We start from the raw sequence: 17721 nt of genomic DNA, 5'->3' as shown, positions 1-17721 counted from the left end.
CCGGAGAGAAGATCATGTCCACCCCCGCCACCCTTTCGATCAAGATGCGCTCCTGGCTGTTCGCTCCCGGCGATAGCGAGAAGAAGATGGCCAAGGCCGCCGACAGCGCGGCGGACATCGCGCTGTTCGATCTGGAAGATGCCGTCACGACCGACAATAAGGTGCTAGCGCGCCAACGGGTCCACGATTGTCTGGCCAGCCGCGCCGAAGGCCGGGACCGTTTGTGGGTTCGGGTCAATCCGCTGGACGGTCCCCATACGCTGCTTGACCTCGCCGCGATCATGCCCGCGCGCCCCGGTGGCATCATGCTCCCCAAAGTCGACGGGCGGCAGGATGTGGAGCGGCTCGACCATTATCTCTCCGCGCTTGAAGTCGCCAATGGCATCGATGAAGGCTCGACCCCGCTGATCGTGCTGGTCACCGAAACGGCGAAAGCGATGTTCCATACGGGCGATTATAAGGGCGCGCCGCGCGTCGTTGCGCTCACTTGGGGCGCGGAGGATCTGGCCGACTCGATCGGCGCCAGCAGCAACCGCAATGACGATGGCAGCTATGGCTTCACCTATGAACTGGCGCGGTCCATGTGCCTGCTCGGCGCAGCGGCCGCCGGTGTGACGGCGATCGAAACGATCCAGGGCGATTTCCGTGATCTCGAAGGCCTGAAGGCCCGTGCGGAAAAAGTACGGCGTGATGGCTATCGCGGCATGCTGGCGATCCATCCGGCGCAGGTCGACGTCATCAACGCCGCCTTCACGCCCACCGAGGAGGAAATAGCGCAGGCGATTGAAGTGTTTGATATATTTGCGAAAAATCCGGGCGTCGGCGCGATCGGTTACAAGGGCGGGATGCTTGATCGTCCCCATCTCAGCCGCGCTGAGCATTTACTCCGACAAGTAGGGCGATTGTGAAAAGCGAAACTCTTGTCCGCTTCGCTGTACACTTAAAGGCCGGTGACCATATCGTCATCGGCCAGGCCTGTGGCGAACCCACCACCCTAGTCGAGGCGCTGATCGACCAGGGCCGGGATATTCCGGGCCTGTCCGCTTTCATCGCTACCAGTTTTTCCGGCCTCTTCACCCCGGCCACCGCCGACAGCTTCGCCCTGTCCAGCATGGGCGCGATCGGCGCGCTGCGGTCCATGACCAAGGCGGGCAAGCTGCAGGTCATTCCCGTCCATGTCAGCCAGGTCGGCCCACTCATCACCGCCGGGATCATCCCCTGCGACGTAGCGATGATCCAGGTCAGCCCGGCCGACGAACAGGGCAATCATAGCTGCGGCCTGATCAGCGATTATGTCCGCGCCGCCGTCGACAAGGCGCGGTTCGTCATCGCCGAAATCAACGAAGCGGTCCCCTTCACGCCGGGCGAAACCATCCCGGCCTCGGCGATCGACGTCGCCATCCCCGTCAACCGTCCGCCGGTCGAAGTCGCCCCCGCCGCGATCGGTCCCACCGACGAAGCCATCGCCCGCCACTGTGCCGCCTATATCGGCGACGGCGCGGTGATCCAGACTGGGGTTGGGGCTGTGCCCGATGCGATCCTGCGGCTGCTACACGACCGCAAGGATCTGGGCGTCCATTCCGGCATGCTTGGCGATGGCCTTGTCGAACTGGTGGAGGCAGGCGTCATCACCAATGCGCGCAAGGAGGTCGACCCCGGCGTGTCGATCAACGGCGCGCTCATCGGCACGAAGCGCCTCTACGACTGGGCGCACCGCAACCCGGCCATCCGCATGTGCGCGACCAGCTATACCCACGAGGCCGCTGTGCTGGGCCGCCTCTCGCGCCTGGTCACGATCAACAGCGCGCTGGAGGTGGACCTGACCGGACAGGTCAATGCCGAACAATCGGGCGCAGCCTATCTGGGCGGCACCGGCGGGCAGGTAGATTTCGTCCGGGCCGGTAGCCGCTCGCCGGGCGGCCGCTCGATCATCGCGCTGTCGGCTTCAGCCAAGGGCGGCACGCTCAGCAAGATCGTCGCCCAGCTTTCCGGCCCGGTCACCACCGCCCGTACCGACGTGGACGTCATCGTCACCGAATATGGCGCGGCCGAACTCAAGGGGCAAAGCCTCGCCGAGCGCACTCGCCGCCTGATCGCCATCGCCCATCCAGACTTTCGCGAGGAATTGAACCGGGCCGCCCATATCATCGCGCAAAGGGGGTTTTAGATGATCACGCGGAGGCGCGGAGACGCGGAGAGTAGATGGAGTGCCGCAGGCTTTGAATCAGGCTTCTCCTGCCCGTGGAAAGATCAGATCGGCTTCGCCGCACACGCTTCTTCTCTGCGCCTCCGCGACTCCGCGCGAACCCTCTCTTCTTCTAGCATCGAAGCCCGCCCATGACCGACGCCATCCTCTTCGACGCCCGCCCCGATGGCATTGCCGTCTTGACGATCAACCGCCCCGACCAGCGCAACTGCCTCAGCCGCGAAGTGCGCGAAGGCTTGCGCGCCGCATGGGACAGGTTCGAAACGGACCCGGCGCTGCGCGTCGCCATCCTGACAGGATCGGGCGACAAGGCCTTCTGCGCGGGTGGCGACCTCAAGGAAATGGTCGAAACCGGCATGACCGTTCCGCCGCGCGCCATGTTCCCGCTGCCTTACGACACGATCGAATTGACCAAGCCCACGATCGCCGCCGTCAACGGCGTCGCTTTCGCGGGCGGCTGGATGATCGCGCAGGCCTGCGACCTGTGCGTCGCCAGCACCACTGCGCGCTTTGCCATCACCGAGGTCAAGGTCGGCCGCTCGTCCCCCTGGGCCTCACCGCTCATTCACATGATCCCGCAGCGGATCATGATGGAGATCATCCTGACCGGCAAGCCGATCACCGCCCAGCGCGCTTATGAGATCGGCCTCGTCAACCGCCTAGCCGAACCCGAAGCACTGCTGGACGCCGCCATCGCTTTGGCCACCGAAATATTGGACGGCGCGCCTTTGTCGGTGAAGGCGGGCCGCGACACGGTGATGCTTGCGACCGAGATGGGCCGCTCCGCTGCGCTCCAGGCCGCCCGTGCAGCGTCGGAATACACCTACCAAAGCGAAGATGCACAGGAAGGCCCGCGTGCCTTCGCCCAAAAGCGCCCGCCCCAGTGGCAGGGCCGATAGATGACAAGCGAGGATGCCATGACAGATCTGACACAGCCGGTCACCGTCCCGGTCGACGCCTATATATCGCCCGATTATGCGCGCGCCGAACAGGACCGGTTGTGGCGCAAAGTCTGGCTTCAGGCCGCCCGGCTGGAGGACATTCCAAATGTGGGCGACTTCGTCACCTACGACATTCTCGAAGACTCGGTCATCGTCATGCGGACCGGCCTCAACGAACTGCGTGCCTTCCACAATGTCTGCCCCCATCGTGGCCGCCGTCTGATCGACACGCCGGCGGGCGCTCGCAACGCACGCGGCAACCGCACCAGTATCATCTGCGGCTTCCACGGCTGGACCTTCGATCGAACCGGGCAATGCACCTTCGTCAACCATCAGGATGATTGGCAGGGCAAGCTGACCGCGGAACGCACCGCGCTGGGCAAGGTACGGGTCGACACATGGGGCGGCTGGGCATGGATCAGCCTTGGTCCCGACGGGGAGTCGCTGACCGACTATCTGGGCGTCGTGCCGGGCATGCTCGACCCCTTCGGCCTCCAGAATATGCGCTATCGCTGGCGCAAATGGATCATCTTCGACTGCAACTGGAAGGTCGCGCTCGAAGCCTTCAGCGAAACCTATCATGTCCAGACCACCCACCCCGAATTCAATGCCTTCGGCGAATTTCGCGGCTGGGCGCGCCAACATGGCCTGCACAGCAATATCGGCTATGACGCGCCCAAGAATATGGACGAAAACCAGGCCAAGTTGCGCGTCGGATCGGGTGAAGACCCGCGCCTCTCGACGGCGGAGATGCAGCTCTTCACCTGGGAAAATGCCAACACCAATACGACCATGACGCTGGTCAACGCGGCGCAGCGGCTGAAGGACGAACTGCCCGAAGGCACCCCCGCGCCGCAGGTGTTGCAGCATTGGTTGGCCACCGCCCGCGCCGACGACGCCAAGCGCGGCGTCATCTGGCCGGTGGTCGAGCCATCCCATACCGCCAGGAGCGGCACCGCCTGGCAGATATTCCCCAATTTCCAGATCGGCCATGCCGTCAACAACATGCTCTGCTATTCGGCCCGTCCCTATCAGGGCGATCCGGACAAATGTATTTTCGAGGCAGCAGTCTACGAACTCTTCCCCGACGGCGAAGCGCCCGCGACCGACTGGGAATATACCAAACCGGAGGAATGGCCGCCGGTCCTGCAACAGGATTTCACCAACATGGCCGCCGTCCAGCAGGGCATGAAGAATGTCGGCTTCCGCGGCACCCAGCCCAACCCCTATATGGAGCGCTCGGTCGCCAGCCTGCACCAGAATCTGGCGCGTTACATGGGCACCGGGGCACCAAAGTCGATCGACTAAATATCTGAGATACCTATTGAGAAGCCCGCCGCCATATCTGGCGACGGGCTTCTAACTTGCCGGCGCTCAAGCCGTTTTATTCGAACGGCTCTTCGCCCTGTAACTTGGTGCGATGCATCATGCGGTTGGAGCTAGGATCATAGGCTTCGGCGCGGTGCATGGTGCCGGTATTGTCCCAGATCACCAGATCGCCGACGCTCCATTCATGGCTGTAGCTGAATTCTTCCTGCGTTGCCCATTCGCGCAGGCCAACCAGAATTTTGGCACTTTCTATGGGGGTCACGTCTTTGACACGATGGGCGGTGCAGCCAAGGACCAGCGACTTGCGGCCCGATTTGTGGTTCCACACCAGCGGTAGTTCATTTTCGCCGATCCGCTGCATCCCTTCAATCTTGGCGAGGCTGGGTTCCGGTTCATAATAGAAGACCGTCGCCCACACTGAATGAATTACGCGCAGCTTCTCATATTCCGCCTTCTGCGCGTCGCTCAGCGCTTCATAGGCGGCATAGGTGTTGCAGAAGCCGGTATTGCCGCCCCACGGTGCCTTGACCTTGCACGATAGCAGCGACGCCAAGATCGGCGTGTCGTTCATCGTGCCGTCGATATGCCAGTAGAGCGAGCCTTTTAGATATTCGGCGCTCTGCGGATTTTCCTTCACGTCGAGCGTGATCTTGTGGATCTTGTGGTTGGTGCCGTCCTGCATTTCGGGCGCGAATGTGCCGAGCGTCTTGGTGAAGGCGATCTGTTCTTCGTCGTCGAAATCGATCTTGGGAAACACCAGCACGCCGCGCTGTTCCAACAGCTCGCGCAGCTGCGGTCCCAGATCCCCCGCCAGCAATTCCGCCTTGCTGTTCAGGATGCGGCTACCGATGTTCGGCTTGATCTCTTCATGCGCCATGCGCGTGATTGCGGTGCTTGCCATGTCCGACTCTCCTCAGTCTTCCCTATGTCTTGAACACATGTTCAGCACGGGGTCGAAAAAAAGTCAACATGCCTCATTTTTCAGGCGAGGAGCTTATCCAGCCAGCGTTCGACCGCCTGGCGCGCATCGTCATGCCCGGCGCTGACGTCCAGACCCTTTTCCATGACCAACGCCCGTCCTGCACTGGCGAGCAGCACACTCATGGCCGCAGCCGTCATACCTTGCTCGGCCAGTTTCGGCCCAAGCAGCCGGTCGAGACAGGCGGTCTGGCGAGCGCGCATCGCTTCGCTGTGGCGCGTGATTTCTGCGCGGATTGCCTTGCGGTGATTGGCCAGCGCGACAAATTCCATCGCCAGCGCGGTGCGGCTGGTATCGGTGAAGAAACGCCACAGCGCACGCACCGGATCGTCGCTGGCCAGCGCCTGGTCGATCATCGCATCACTTTGCTGCGCGCCGCGCCGGAATACGGCGAGCAGCAGGTCATCGGTGGTTGGGAAATAATAATGCACCAGTGATGGTGGCAATTTCGCGCGCAAGGCAACGCGCCGCGAACTGGCGGCGGCATAGCCTTCATCGCGGATCACCTGTTCGGCAGCGTTAACGATGCGGGCACGGGTTTCGGAGCTTTCGGCTCCAATGCGACGTTTCTGGACCATGGTGCCAGCATAAGAGCCGGTGACGCGTGCGCAAGGCGCTTGGGGCACGGCGCTCTTCTGTTCGGGCTTAATGCGATCCCATATAGCGGCCGCCATTGGTGCTGATCGTCTGGCCGGTGATGTAGCTGGCCTCCTCCGACGCCAGATAGGCGCAGGCGGCGGCAATATCCTCCGGCTTGCCCACGCGCTTCATCGGCAGGGTCTGGGCAAAGGCATCGACGTCGATCGGTGCTGCGCGCAGCATGGGCGTGTCGATGAAGCCGGGCGGCACCATGTTGAACGTCACGCCGCTGGCGGCGAATTCCAGTGCCAGCGCCTTGGTCATGCCCATCAATCCGCCCTTGGACGAGACATAATGGCCCTGGGCAAAGGAACCGGACTGGACCGAGGAGGAGGTGATGTTGATCACACGGCCCCATTGGGCGGCGAGCATGTCGGGCAAGACTTCCTTGGTCAGCAGATATGGTCCGCGCAGGTTGATGTGGATGACCTTGTCGAACAGGTCGTCCTCAATCTCCATGAACGGGGTGAAGGGCGCGATGCCGGCATTGTTGACCAGGATGGCGACGGGGCCGAGCGTGGCGCGCGTTTCCTCCGCCGCGGCATGGATGGCGGCCTTGTCCGAACAGTCGGCGGCGATGGCAATGGCGGTGCCACCGGCATCCCTGATCATCTGCGCGGTTTCGGCGGCACCTTCGGCATTGATGTCCCAGATAGCGATCTTCGCCGTGTCTTCGGCTAGGCGGATGGCGATGGCCCGCCCGATACCCGACCCCGCGCCCGTCACCACCGCGACCTTGCCATTGAGAGAGCGTGTCATCGAAAAATCCTTCCTGCCATGCCGACCATTTCGTCGTTTGAACGGGTGATCAACATCGCCGCCGACGCTGTCAAGCAAGGCCTGGTTTGATCGCCTCGGCGAACCGGCGGCGGAGCGTCAATGACGCGCAAACAAAGCCGCGGGAAGCACTGCGTAAGTCGCGTCCTGAGTGGGATCAGGCTTTTCGCCATGATCGGCGGCCGGAAGCAGCAGCTTCATGTCGAACTGGACGTCGCGCCGCGCGAACAGCCAGCGGCCGTTCTCCTTGCGATAATTATCCACATAGCGGACGCTTTGGACGTCATGCGCGAGGCCACCCTTGCCATCGGGGATCAGGTGCCAGGCGATGGCGTAGACTTCACCTTGCGCCGTGTCGCCATCGACGCTGATCAGATGATTGCAGATATGGTGACTGCCGATATGCATGTGGGGCAGCGACCGTTCGAGAAAGGCATAATAGTTCGTGACCGGGCCGCTCGAATAAGGGCCGTGATTATCGATCGCATCGTCCGTATAGAGCGTGCGCAGCAGCGCGAGATCCTTACGATCGACGCCACGCGAATAAAGCTGCGCCAGCTGCCGTATCTCTTCCTTGGCGACCAATATGTGCAGCGCGTCCATCCGGCCTCTCCCTCTATCCAGGGGGAAGGGTCTAAGCCGGATGGTGTCGGCGCGTCACCACCGCCTTGGCTGATATCGGCCCGGCGATCCTGCTCCTAGCCCATTGCCTCTTCCGGCCAATAGAGCCGCATCGGATTGTCGATCAGCAGCTTGCGTTGCAACTCTGCCGTTGGCGCGATGCGCGGGATCATGTCGACCAGATGGCCATCGTCGGGGATGGCGTCCTGCATATTGGGGTGGGGCCAGTCGGTGCCCCACAGCACGCGGTCCTGATAGTCGGCGACCAATGGCGCCACCGCATCGGCAAAGGCGTTCCATGGGGCGCCATTCGGATCGAGGCGGTCAGGACAGGTCGCCTTGAACCAGATGTCGTCACGGCTGTCGAGGAAGGTGCGAAAGGCCTTCATATCCGCGCCGTCCGGCCCCTGGGTCACGTCGGGGCGGCCCATATGGTCGATCACGAGGGGCACGGGGATGGCATCCATGAAGGGGCGCAATTCTTCCAATATGTCCGCCTCGAAATAGATGACTACGTGCCAGCCCGCTGGCAGGCGGCTGGCGACTTCCAGAAACTTGTCCTTGGGGGCGTCGTCGACCAAGCGCTTGAGGAAATTGAAGCGGATGCCGCGGATGCCGCCGTCATGGAGGGCCAGGAGGTCAGCCTCCGAGATCGCCGGATCAACGACAGCGACGCCCCGTGCTTTGCCGTTAGACTTGGCGATGGCGTCTAGCGTCGCGCTATTGTCGGTGCCGTGGCAGCTGGCTTGGACAATGACGTTGCGGTCGAAACCCAGATGGTCGCGCAGGGCGAACAACATGTCCGGTCCGGCGTCTTCGGGCAGATATTTCGCCTTAGCGCTGAACGGGAAGTCCGCCATCGGCCCGAACACATGGCAGTGCGCATCAATCGCGCCGGGCGGGGGCGTACAGAGCGGTTTGGACGGGTTGCCGTGCCATGAAACGATCCGAGTCATATCTTAAAAACTCCGTTCGCCCTGAGCCTGTCGAACCGTAGGTCGGCGAAGCCAACGGCTGTTGTTTCTTCAAGAAAAGTGGAGGGCTTCGACAGGCTCAGCCCGAACGGTCAGGAAAAAATGGTGCCATCCATGAGCTTGCGGGCGGTGCGCAGCATGGCGGCGCTGGTGACCGAGCCGCTCTCGTCCAGTTCCATGACGCAGGTGGTTTCACCGGTGGGATGTTCCACCGATAGCGTCTTGCGCGACCCATCGGGAATGTTGGCGACGTCGGCGGCGGGCGACCCGTCGATCAGGCAGGCCGTCGCGACGCTGACTGCACCCAGCACGCCGATCGATGCATGGGCGCGATGCGGAATGAAACTGCGCACCGTAACCGCGCCACCATTGCGGGGCGGGGCGACCAGCATCATCTTGGGCACCGACTTTTCTGTGACATCGCCCAGGTTCATGCGTTCGCCGACGGCGAGGCGGATCTTTTCGATGCGGGCTTTCAAATCGCTGTCCTTGTCCAGCGTATCGCGATCTTCATAGCCGGTAATGCCGACGTCGCGCGCCTGCATCACGACGCAGGGCATGCCATTGTCGATCAGGGTGACGCGGACGCCCTCGACTTCGTCATAGGCGTTGCCAGTGGGAAGCAGCGCGCCGCATGAGGAACCGGCGGTGTCGCGAAACTCCAGCGGGATGGGGGCGGCGCTGCCGGGGACGCCGTCGATGCGGGCGTCGCCATGATAGCGGACAGTGCCGCCGGGCGTCTGGACCGTGGCGATGGCGATCTGGCTGGTATTTTCCATGAAGATAGCGACCCGCGTCTCTTCCGGCTGCGCGGCGACGAGGCCGCGCTCGATCGCGAAGGGACCGATCCCGGCGAGGATATTGCCGCAATTTTGCGCGTCGCTGACGATCGCCTGGTCGACGAAAACCTGCAGGAAGAGATAGTCGATATCGACGCCATCCCTGGCGGACTTCTTCACGACCGCGACCTTGCTGGTCAGCGGGTCGGCCCCCCCCATGCCATCGATCTGGCGGGGATCGGGCGATCCCATGGCGCGCAGCAGGAAGGCGTCGCGGGCGGCGGTGTCGGCGGGGAGGTCGTCGGCCAGGAAATAGCCGCCCTTCGACGTGCCGCCGCGCATCCACATGACGCGGGCGGAGGTGAGGGCGTCAGACATATTTAAGGCCCATCTCTTCGAGGCGGGGGCGCATATTGTAGATGTCGAGGCCGAGCTCGCCTGCGGCCAGGCGGACGCGCTTGGCTTCTTCGGCGGCTTCGCGGGCCTGTGCTTTTTCCAGCACGGCAACGGCGTCGGCGCGCGGCACGACGCACACACCATCATCGTCGGCGATGATCACGTCGCCTGCGTTGACCAGTGCGTTGGCGCAGACGACCGGGACATTGACCGATCCAAGCGACCCCTTGATCGTGCCCTGGGCGTGGACCGCTTTCGACCAGACCGGGAAATTCATCTGTTTCAAGTCGCGCAGGTCGCGGACGCCGGCGTCGATGATCAGGCCGCGGCAGCCGCGCGCCTGGGCGGAGGTCGCGAGCAGGTCGCCGAAATAGCCATCGGTGCACGGGCTGGTCGGCGCGAGGACGAGGATGTCGCCTTCCTTGAGCTGTTCGATCGCGACATGAACCATCCAATTGTCGCCGGGAGGGGCGGAGATGGTGACGGCGCTGCCCGCGATGCGGGCGCCGGGATAAATGGGGCGCATGTGCGGGGCAAGCAGGCCGGTGCGGCCCTGCGCTTCATGGACGGTGGCGACGCCGCATTGGGCGAGACCGTCGATGACGGAAAGGTCCGCCCGTTCGATATTCTGGACGACGATGCCGGACATGGGCGCTTGCTCCTCTTTCCTAAACCAGACAGCGACATGGACAATAGTGGCGCCATGCTCAAATCCGTTCTGGCGCGGCCGCATAAAATTTTGCTAATTGTCAAAAATGCAGGTCGATCAGTTCAATATCCGGCATCTCGCCGCGATGGCCGCCGTGGTGGAGCAAGGCAGCGTCAGCCTGGCGGCGCGGGCGGTGAATTTGACCCAGCCTGCGGTGACCCAGGGCATCGCCAAGCTGGAGGCGCAATTGGGCGCGGCTTTGTTCGAGCGGCGACCGGGCGGGATGGTGCCGACGCCGGTCGCGCTGCGCTTCAAGCCGCGCGTCGATGTGGCGTTGCGACTGATCGGCAGCAGCCGGGTGACGGCCGCGCAAATCCGGGCCTTCGTCGCGCTGGCGCGCGGTGGCAGCTATGCGGCGGCGGCGGTGCAGGCCGGGGTGGCGGAGCCTTCGTTGCATCGCGCGGTCGGCGATCTGGGGCTGGCGCTGGGGGTGCGTCTCGCCGAGCGGCGGGGGAGGGGGTTGATGCTCACCCGCGCCGGGGTGACGCTGGCGCGCCGATTGCGGCTGGCACTGGCTGAGCTGCGCCAGGGGCTGGAAGAGATTGCCGAACTGATGGGGGAGGATAGCGGGCGGATATTGGTAGGGGCCATGCCGCTCAGCCGGGCCCGGCTGCTGCCGCTGGCGATCACCAGCTTTCGCCGGGAATTTCCGCAGGTCGATATTTCGGTGGTCGAAGGGTCGCATGCCGAACTGGTGGGACCGTTGCGCGATGGTGAGATCGACATGATGGTCGGCGCGTTGCGCGATGCGACCATTGGACAGGATCTGATCCAGCAACCCTTGTTCGAGGATCGACCGACGATCTTCGCGCGGGCGGGGCATGTGCTGGAGCAGGGCTGGAATGGCGATGATCTGCGGCGCTTTCCCTGGATATTGCCGCCCGAAGGGACGCCGCTGCGGCAATTATGGCAGGCAATGTTCGCCGCGCTGGGCGGCGACTTGCCTGCCGTGCCGATCGAGTGCGGCTCCGTGATGACGGTGCGGCAATTGCTGGTGAGCGGCGATTATCTCACCTTGTTGTCGGTCGATCAGTTGCGGGTCGAACTCGACAGCGGGATGCTGGCCGATATCGGTCCGGCGCCCGGCGAGATCAGCCGGACCATCGGCGTCACCAGTCGCGCCGATTGGCGACCGACCCGGTTGCAGCAACAGTTTATGGCGGCAATCGAACAGGCCGTCGCAACCATGAATTCGTAAAATCTTATGATACGCCCCCGGATATGATTGGCCGGGCGGGATACAATCCGGCATGCCCTTTCCCATGGAGCAGGAAGTCGGTCTTATCGGGTTTGGCGAGGCAGGGTCCACCTTTGCGCTGGCGGGGGCTTGGGCTGCGGCCGCCCATGTCTATGATGCCAAGACCGATGCGGCGGCCACGCGTGACGCGATGCTGGCGGCCTATAGGCAGGCGGGCGTCCTGCCCGCGCGCTTTCTGGAAGACGCGCTGGATGGCGTCGGGCTGATCCTGTCGCTGGTGACGGCGGACCAGGCGCTGGCGGTGGCCGAGGCTGCTGCGGCGATGATTGCGCCAGGCGCGCTTTATTGCGACATGAACAGCGTTGCGCCGCAGACCAAGCAGGCCGCGGAGCGCGCGATCGCGGCGGCGGGTGCCCATTATGTCGATGTTGCTGTGATGGCGCCGGTTGATCCGGCGCGGTTGAATGTCCCCCTGTTGTTGAGCGGTGGCCGTGCCGACGAAGCGCAGGCGCGGCTGGCGGCGCTGGGCTTTGCCAAGACCCGTATCGTGGGTGCCGATGTCGGGCGCGCATCATCGATCAAGATGATCCGCTCGGTTATGGTCAAGGGCATGGAAGCGCTGACCGCCGAATGTGTGCTGGCGGCCGAGGCGGCCGACGTGCTGGACGAGGTGCTGGCATCGCTCGACGCGAGCGAGAAAGCCAAGCCCTGGGGTGCGCGGGCCGACTATAATCTCGACCGGATGCTGGTGCATGGCCTGCGCCGTGCGGCCGAGATGGAGGAAGTGGTCAAGACGCTTGAAGGCGTTGGCACGGGGGCCGCGATGACGCGCGGCACGGTCGAGCGGCAGCGGGTGATCGGGGCGCTGGGCGTGAAGATAGTGCCGGAAGGGCTGGGCGCGAAGATTGCGCATATTGTTCGCGACTCTCCTGTCCGTCATCCCCGCGAAGGCGGGGATCCATCTCCTGCGTTTGCGATGGAGGAAGCGTTGGGAGATGGGTTCCCGCCTTTGCGGGAATGACGGGGGTTTTGGGGCGGGCGTGGTGCGCTGTCGCCTGAGACCCCGGCTTGCGCTGGGGTGACGGAATAAGGATTGAGGAAAGAGACGCGATGAGCCTGATTATCGATTGCCATGGCCATTATACGGTGTTGCCGAAGGGGCATGACACCTGGCGCGAAGAGCAAAAGACTGCGTTCAAGGCGGGTACGCCCTGTCCGCCCTATCCCGACATCAGCGACGCGGAAATTCGCGAGACGATCGAGGCGAACCAGTTGCGCCTGATCAAGGAGCGCGGCGCGGACCTGACGATCTTTTCGCCGCGCGCGTCGGCCATGGCGCCGCATGTCGGCGACGAGGCGATGGCCAAGGAATGGGCGATGCGCTGCAACGACCTGATCGCGCGGGTGGTGGCGATGTTCCCCGAAACCTTCGTTGGTGTATGCATGTTGCCGCAGTCGCCCAAGGCCGACATGAGCAACAGCATCGCCGAGCTGGAACGCTGCGTCGAGATGGGCTTCATCGGCTGCAACCTCAATCCCGATCCGGGTGGCGGGCATTTCACCCATCCGCCGCTGACGGACAAATATTGGTATCCCTTCTACGAAAAGATGGTCGAGCTGGACGTGCCCGCGATGATCCATGTGTCGGGGAGCTGTAATCCGGCGATGCACGCGACCGGCGGCTATTATATCGCCGCCGACACCATCGCTTTCATGCAGTTGCTGGAAGGCGATCTGTTCAAGGATTTCCCGACGCTGCGCTTCATCATTCCGCATGGCGGCGGCGCTGTGCCCTATCATTGGGGGCGCTATCGCGGCCTTGCCGACATGTTCAAGAAGCCGGACCTGTCCACGCATCTGATGAACAATATCTTCTTCGACACCTGCGTCTATCATCAGCCGGGTGTCGATCTGTTGGCCGACGTGATCGACAACAAGAATATCTTGTTCGGATCGGAAATGGTCGGCGCGGTGCGCGGTATCGATCCGACCACTGGCCACTATTTCGATGACACCAAACGCTATGTCGATGCGCTGGAGATCAGCGATGCCGAGCGCGCCGCGATTTTCGAGGGCAATGCCCGCCGGGTGTTCCCGCGCCTTGATGCCCAGTTGAAGGAGAAGGGACTATGATAACAGAAGATCCCAAGCACCAGGATATCCATGAATATCTGGCCGAGATGGAGGATATTCCCGGCACCCGTGTCTTTACTGCCAAGCGGGCGCGGCAGGGCTATCATATGAACCAGTTTGCGATGAGCCTGATGAAGGACGAGAATCGCACCCGGTTCAAGGCCGACGAGCGCGCCTATATGGACGAATGGCCGCTGACCGAGGACCAGAAGGAAGCAATGCTGGCGCGCGATTATAATCGCTGCCTCGATCTGGGCGGCAATGTCTATTTTCTGGCGAAGCTGTTTTCGACCGATGGCATTCCGTTCGCCGAAGCCGTCAGCACCATGACGGACATGGAATTCCCGCAATATCGCGAGATGATGATGAACGGTGGTCGTTCGCCCGAAGGCGTGCGGTCGATCAGGGCCAATGAAGCTGCGGCTGCGGCCAAGAATGAGGATCGCTGATATGGCGCGAATTACTGCTGGTGTGGCGTCGAGCCATGTGCCGCTGCTGGGCGTGGCGTCGGACTTCAACAAGGATCGGGACGAGTATTTTGGCCCCATTTTCGCGGGCTATGATTGGACGCGCGAATGGGAGAAGGCCGAAAAGCCCGATGTCATCATCCTCGTTTATAATGACCATGCGTCCGCCTTCGACATGAAGATCATCCCGACCTTCGCGATCGGCTGTGGCGAGCGCTACAAGTCGGCCGATGAAGGCTGGGGCCCGCGCGCTGTGCCGGACGTCGAGGGGCATCCTGACCTTGCCTGGCATATCGCGCAGAGCCTGGTGCTGGACGAATTCGACATGACCATCATCAACGAGATGGATGTCGACCATGGCCTGACCGTGCCGCTTTCCATGATGTTCGGTAAGCCCGACGCCTGGCCGTGCAAGGTCGTGCCTTTGGCGGTCAACGTCGTCACCTATCCGCCGCCATCGGGCAATCGTTGTTGGGCACTGGGCGAGGCGGTGCGCAAAGCGGTCGAGAGTTTTCCCGAAGATCTGAATGTTCAGATCTGGGGCACGGGCGGCATGAGCCACCAGTTGCAGGGGCCGCGCGCGGGCCTGATCAACAAGGAATGGGACAATAAATTCCTGGACGGGCTGATCGGTGACAGCGACCATCTGCGCCGCATTCCGCATATCGAATATCTGCGCGAAACCGGCAGCGAAGGTATCGAGATGGTGATGTGGCTGGTGATGCGCGGCGCGCTGGGGAAGAAGACCCGCGCGCTGCACCGCCATTATCATGTGCCTTGCTCCAACACCGCGATCGGCCATCTGGTGCTGCGCCCGGACAATGGCGAAGGGCTGGACATGACCGGAAGCGATACGGTTACGGCGATCGCGGCGGAGTAAATCGGCGGGGTGGGCGCATGAGATCAGGCGCAGCGCCTGCCTCACGGCCCCACCCCAACCCCTCCCCTGAAGGGGAGGGGCTTTTTGATTGGTACGGAGATTATTATGCGTATTGCTTTGGCTGGCGCGGGTGCCTTTGGCGAAAAGCATCTGGATGGCCTCAAGAATATCGATGGCGTGACGGTGACGTCGCTGGTCGGTCGCCGGCTGGACGCGACCCAGGCGATTGCCGACAAATATGGCATTGGCCATGCGACCACCGAATTAGCCGAGACGCTGGCCCGCGACGATGTCGATGCGGTGATCCTGTGTACGCCGACGCAAATGCACGCGGCGCAGGCCATTGCCTGCATGGACGCGGGCAAGCACTGCCAAGTCGAAATTCCGTTAGCGGATAGCTGGGCCGATGCGCAGGAGGTGCTGGCCAAACAACAGGAAACGGGCCTTGTCTGCATGGTCGGGCATACGCGACGGTTCAACCCCAGCCACCAATATGTCCATAATCTGATCACCGCAGGCGATCTGAACATTCAACAGATGGATGTGCAGACCTATTTCTTCCGCCGCAAGAATATCAATGCGAAGGGCGAAGCGCGGAGCTGGACCGACCATCTTCTGTGGCATCACGCGGCGCATACGGTCGATCTGTTCGCTTATCAGGCGGGCAAGATCGTGTCGGCCCATGCGATGCAGGGGCCGATCCATCCCGAACTGGGGATCGCCATGGACATGTCGATCCAGTTGAAGAGCGAGAGTGGGGCGATCTGCACCTTGTCGCTGTCGTTCAACAATGACGGGCCGCTCGGCACCTTCTTCCGCTATATCGGCGACACGGGCACCTATATCGCGCGCTACGACGATCTGGTTAATGGCAAGGAAGAGCCGATCGACGTGTCAAAGGTGGACGTGTCGATGAACGGCATCGAGTTGCAGGACCGCGAGTTCATCGGCGCGATCCGCGAAGGCCGCGAGCCCAATTCGAGCGTCGCGAAGGTCTTCGACTGCTATCGCGTGCTAGGCGAATTGGAACAACAGCTGGTCTGATCGACATCCCTTCGGGGTCGCACGAAAGGGCGCAGTCGGGGCAACCGGCTGCGCCCTTTTGCGTCAGGCCGTCAGCAGCGGATGCGCCATGCGCAGATCGTCGAGCATATTTTCTATGAGCGCGACGTCCGCAATCGTACCGGTCGGCGTCGCGTTCCAGTTGCAATGGGGGTGGGTGGCGCGGCTATACACGCGCAGCGGGCCGATCACCCGGCGCCAGTGATGCTTGCTGCTGCCATGGTCGCGCACCAGTCGGGCCACGAGCAGGTCGATGAGCTTGTCGGCCGTCATGCGCCAACCCTTAAAGGCGCAGGCGGGTGCGTCAACTCTCGCGCGCGGCGCGCCAGCTGCGCGGCGGCTGGCCGACATGGCGGGCGAAGAAGCGCGAAAAATAGGCGGGATCTTCGAAGCCGACGGCATAGGCGATGTCGGTGACCGACAGCTGGGAATAAAGCAGCATCCGGCGCGCCTCCAATAACGCGCGGTCGTCGAGCATCTGCGCGGGCGAGCTGTTCGCGACGCGCGCGCAGGCCTGGCGCAGGGCCGTGAGGCTGACGCCGAGCGCGCGGGCATGGGCGGATACCGGCTCGCGCAGGCGGAACCGCTGGTCGATCCGTTCCCGCAGGCGCGCAACCAATGCGGCCTGGCGCGGGGTGCCGGGCTGAACCTGCTGGCCCAAAGTGGCATGACGTAGCGCCAGCACCATGAGATGCAGCAATGCGGATTCGACCGCAGCGCGCTGGCCTGGCCCGGCCCAGCTTAACTCCTGATCCATGCGGGTGATGGCGTCTTCTGCTGCGGCGCGGTCCGATCGAGGGAGCGCGACGGCTTGAGGGTGGGCGAAGAGAGGAACGAGGTCCGCATCGCGCAGGACGAGGTGGCGCAGATAGCTGTCGGCGATGGTGACCACGGCCCCGCGCGATTCACTGGCCCAGGTAAAACCATGGACGATGCCCGCCGGGATGAGCAGCAGGCAGGGGGCGTCGAAGCGAACCGCAGCCTCCTCCGCCTGCATCGCCCCGCCCCCTTCGGCGATCAGGATGATATGATTGAGGTCGCGATGGACATGGGGGCGGATTGTCCATTCGCTGGGTCGCGAGCGGTCGTCCAGACTTTCGACATGCACGAACCCCTCCGCAACGCTGCGCTGTGGCTCGCCATAAAGATAGAAGCTGGGGAGGGGCGAGGCGGTCATGGCTTATCGGCGTTGGCGCAGCGCCAGCAGCAATCCCGCGCCCAGCAACGATCCCGAAGCCATGACAATGGTGACGAGTGGCAGGGTGAAGTCGAGGCTGAACAGAAAGCCCGCCAATATCGGCCCCAACGCTGCGCCGCCCCGGCCCACGCCGATGACGATACCGGTCCCGCCCGCGCGCACGGCGGTCGGAAAGGACTGGGCGATCAGCGCATAGAGACCCACGACCGCAGCGTTCGTGAAGAAGCCGGCGGATGCCGCAATCAAGCTGAGGCCAGACAGTGTCGTCTGTTCCTGGCCGAACAACGTGACCATGATGGTCGATGCAACCATGGTAATGATGACCAGAGGGCGGACAGCGATGCGCCAGCTTAGGACGCTGAGCAGTAACGCACCCACTAGCCCGCCGACATTGGCCCAGACCAGCACGCTACCTGCGCTGGACGGAAGATAG

At 63.0% G+C, this 17721-nt stretch carries 20 protein-coding genes (1 of these 20 only partly in view); 10 read left to right on the top strand and 10 right to left on the bottom strand.

Annotated features, from left to right (window positions below):
* Positions 1 to 14: 14 nt before the first annotated feature.
* The 4 genes from ACZ2HM_RS19140 (at position 15) to ACZ2HM_RS19125 (ending at position 4455) form a co-directional block, all read left to right on the top strand.
* Positions 15 to 908 (top strand): HpcH/HpaI aldolase/citrate lyase family protein, encoded by an 894-nt coding sequence (locus ACZ2HM_RS19140; RefSeq protein WP_470427215.1) that lies wholly within the window; start codon positions 15 to 17, stop codon positions 906 to 908.
* On the top strand, positions 905 to 2167 hold the full coding sequence (locus tag ACZ2HM_RS19135; protein ID WP_470427214.1) for an acetyl-CoA hydrolase/transferase family protein: 1263 nt from the start codon (positions 905 to 907) through the stop codon (positions 2165 to 2167). Before ACZ2HM_RS19140 ends, ACZ2HM_RS19135 begins: the two co-directional genes overlap by 4 nt.
* A gap of 170 nt (positions 2168 to 2337) precedes the next feature.
* Positions 2338 to 3105 carry an enoyl-CoA hydratase/isomerase family protein gene (locus tag ACZ2HM_RS19130; RefSeq protein ID WP_470427213.1) on the top strand — a complete coding sequence of 256 codons (768 nt, stop codon included), beginning with the start codon at positions 2338 to 2340 and terminating at the stop codon, positions 3103 to 3105.
* An 18-nt stretch (positions 3106 to 3123) separates the two neighbouring features.
* A complete protein-coding gene (locus ACZ2HM_RS19125; RefSeq protein WP_470427212.1) occupies positions 3124 to 4455 on the top strand; it encodes an aromatic ring-hydroxylating oxygenase subunit alpha in 1332 nt (443 codons plus the stop codon).
* A gap of 76 nt (positions 4456 to 4531) precedes the next feature.
* On the opposite strand, the gene ACZ2HM_RS19120 is transcribed toward ACZ2HM_RS19125, so the two are convergent.
* The 7 genes from ACZ2HM_RS19120 to ligK all read right to left on the bottom strand — a co-directional run bounded on the left by ACZ2HM_RS19120 (position 4532) and on the right by ligK (position 10290).
* A complete protein-coding gene (locus tag ACZ2HM_RS19120) occupies positions 4532 to 5377 on the bottom strand; it encodes a TauD/TfdA dioxygenase family protein (protein WP_470427211.1) in 846 nt (281 codons plus the stop codon).
* Positions 5378 to 5457: 80 nt separating this feature from the next.
* Positions 5458 to 6033, bottom strand: a complete 576-nt coding sequence (locus ACZ2HM_RS19115; RefSeq protein WP_470427210.1) for a TetR/AcrR family transcriptional regulator — start codon at positions 6031 to 6033, stop codon at positions 5458 to 5460.
* A 67-nt stretch (positions 6034 to 6100) separates the two neighbouring features.
* Positions 6101 to 6853 carry an SDR family NAD(P)-dependent oxidoreductase gene (locus tag ACZ2HM_RS19110; protein ID WP_470427209.1) on the bottom strand — a complete coding sequence of 251 codons (753 nt, stop codon included), beginning with the start codon at positions 6851 to 6853 and terminating at the stop codon, positions 6101 to 6103.
* Positions 6854 to 6970: 117 nt separating this feature from the next.
* Positions 6971 to 7474 carry a nuclear transport factor 2 family protein gene (locus ACZ2HM_RS19105; RefSeq protein ID WP_470427208.1) on the bottom strand — a complete coding sequence of 168 codons (504 nt, stop codon included), beginning with the start codon at positions 7472 to 7474 and terminating at the stop codon, positions 6971 to 6973.
* 95 nt (positions 7475 to 7569) lie between these two features.
* A complete protein-coding gene (locus tag ACZ2HM_RS19100) occupies positions 7570 to 8448 on the bottom strand; it encodes an amidohydrolase family protein (RefSeq protein ID WP_470427207.1) in 879 nt (292 codons plus the stop codon).
* A gap of 110 nt (positions 8449 to 8558) precedes the next feature.
* Positions 8559 to 9623 (bottom strand): 4-oxalomesaconate tautomerase, encoded by a 1065-nt coding sequence (locus ACZ2HM_RS19095; RefSeq protein ID WP_470427206.1) that lies wholly within the window; start codon positions 9621 to 9623, stop codon positions 8559 to 8561.
* Positions 9616 to 10290, bottom strand: coding sequence for a 4-carboxy-4-hydroxy-2-oxoadipate aldolase/oxaloacetate decarboxylase (ligK, locus tag ACZ2HM_RS19090; protein WP_037478319.1), 675 nt, complete (start codon positions 10288 to 10290; stop codon positions 9616 to 9618). Before ligK ends, ACZ2HM_RS19095 begins: the two co-directional genes overlap by 8 nt.
* A 106-nt stretch (positions 10291 to 10396) precedes the next feature.
* Here ligK and ACZ2HM_RS19085 point away from each other — a divergent pair, with 106 nt between their 5' ends.
* From ACZ2HM_RS19085 to ACZ2HM_RS19060, 6 genes are all read left to right on the top strand, one after another.
* The gene (locus tag ACZ2HM_RS19085) at positions 10397 to 11548 is read left to right on the top strand and encodes a LysR family transcriptional regulator (protein ID WP_470427205.1); all 1152 of its coding nucleotides are present in this window, start codon (positions 10397 to 10399) and stop codon (positions 11546 to 11548) included.
* A 64-nt stretch (positions 11549 to 11612) separates the two neighbouring features.
* Positions 11613 to 12569: a DUF1932 domain-containing protein gene (locus tag ACZ2HM_RS19080; RefSeq protein WP_470427321.1), complete on the top strand. Its 957-nt coding sequence runs from the start codon at positions 11613 to 11615 to the stop codon at positions 12567 to 12569.
* A gap of 89 nt (positions 12570 to 12658) precedes the next feature.
* Positions 12659 to 13681, top strand: a complete 1023-nt coding sequence (locus ACZ2HM_RS19075; protein WP_470427204.1) for an amidohydrolase family protein — start codon at positions 12659 to 12661, stop codon at positions 13679 to 13681.
* Complete coding sequence (ligA, locus tag ACZ2HM_RS19070; protein WP_037475071.1) at positions 13678 to 14130, top strand: protocatechuate 4,5-dioxygenase subunit alpha; 453 nt, start codon at positions 13678 to 13680, stop codon at positions 14128 to 14130. The genes ACZ2HM_RS19075 and ligA overlap by 4 nt, the downstream gene beginning before the upstream one ends.
* Position 14131: 1 nt before the next feature.
* On the top strand, positions 14132 to 15028 hold the full coding sequence (locus tag ACZ2HM_RS19065) for a class III extradiol dioxygenase subunit beta (protein ID WP_037475068.1): 897 nt from the start codon (positions 14132 to 14134) through the stop codon (positions 15026 to 15028).
* Between the two features lie 105 nt (positions 15029 to 15133).
* Positions 15134 to 16072 (top strand): Gfo/Idh/MocA family oxidoreductase, encoded by a 939-nt coding sequence (locus ACZ2HM_RS19060; protein WP_037475066.1) that lies wholly within the window; start codon positions 15134 to 15136, stop codon positions 16070 to 16072.
* 63 nt (positions 16073 to 16135) lie between these two features.
* On the opposite strand, the gene ACZ2HM_RS19055 is transcribed toward ACZ2HM_RS19060, so the two are convergent.
* The 3 genes in view from ACZ2HM_RS19055 to ACZ2HM_RS19045 are tightly spaced (at most 31 nt apart) and all read right to left on the bottom strand, a layout consistent with a single transcriptional unit that may run on beyond the window.
* A complete protein-coding gene (locus tag ACZ2HM_RS19055; protein ID WP_037478237.1) occupies positions 16136 to 16363 on the bottom strand; it encodes a hypothetical protein in 228 nt (75 codons plus the stop codon).
* Positions 16364 to 16394: 31 nt separating this feature from the next.
* Complete coding sequence (locus tag ACZ2HM_RS19050) at positions 16395 to 17267, bottom strand: helix-turn-helix domain-containing protein (RefSeq protein ID WP_313921665.1); 873 nt, start codon at positions 17265 to 17267, stop codon at positions 16395 to 16397.
* 3 nt (positions 17268 to 17270) lie between these two features.
* Positions 17271 to 17721 carry the 3' end of an MFS transporter gene (locus tag ACZ2HM_RS19045; protein WP_470427203.1) on the bottom strand. The gene runs 842 nt beyond the window's last position, so the window shows 451 of its 1293 coding nt (coding positions 843–1293); the start codon falls outside the window, past its right edge; it ends in the stop codon at positions 17271 to 17273.

It is taken from the genome of Sphingobium sp. KKT206 (assembly GCF_055640555.1).
This window is presented reverse-complemented; position numbering and strand designations above follow the sequence as displayed.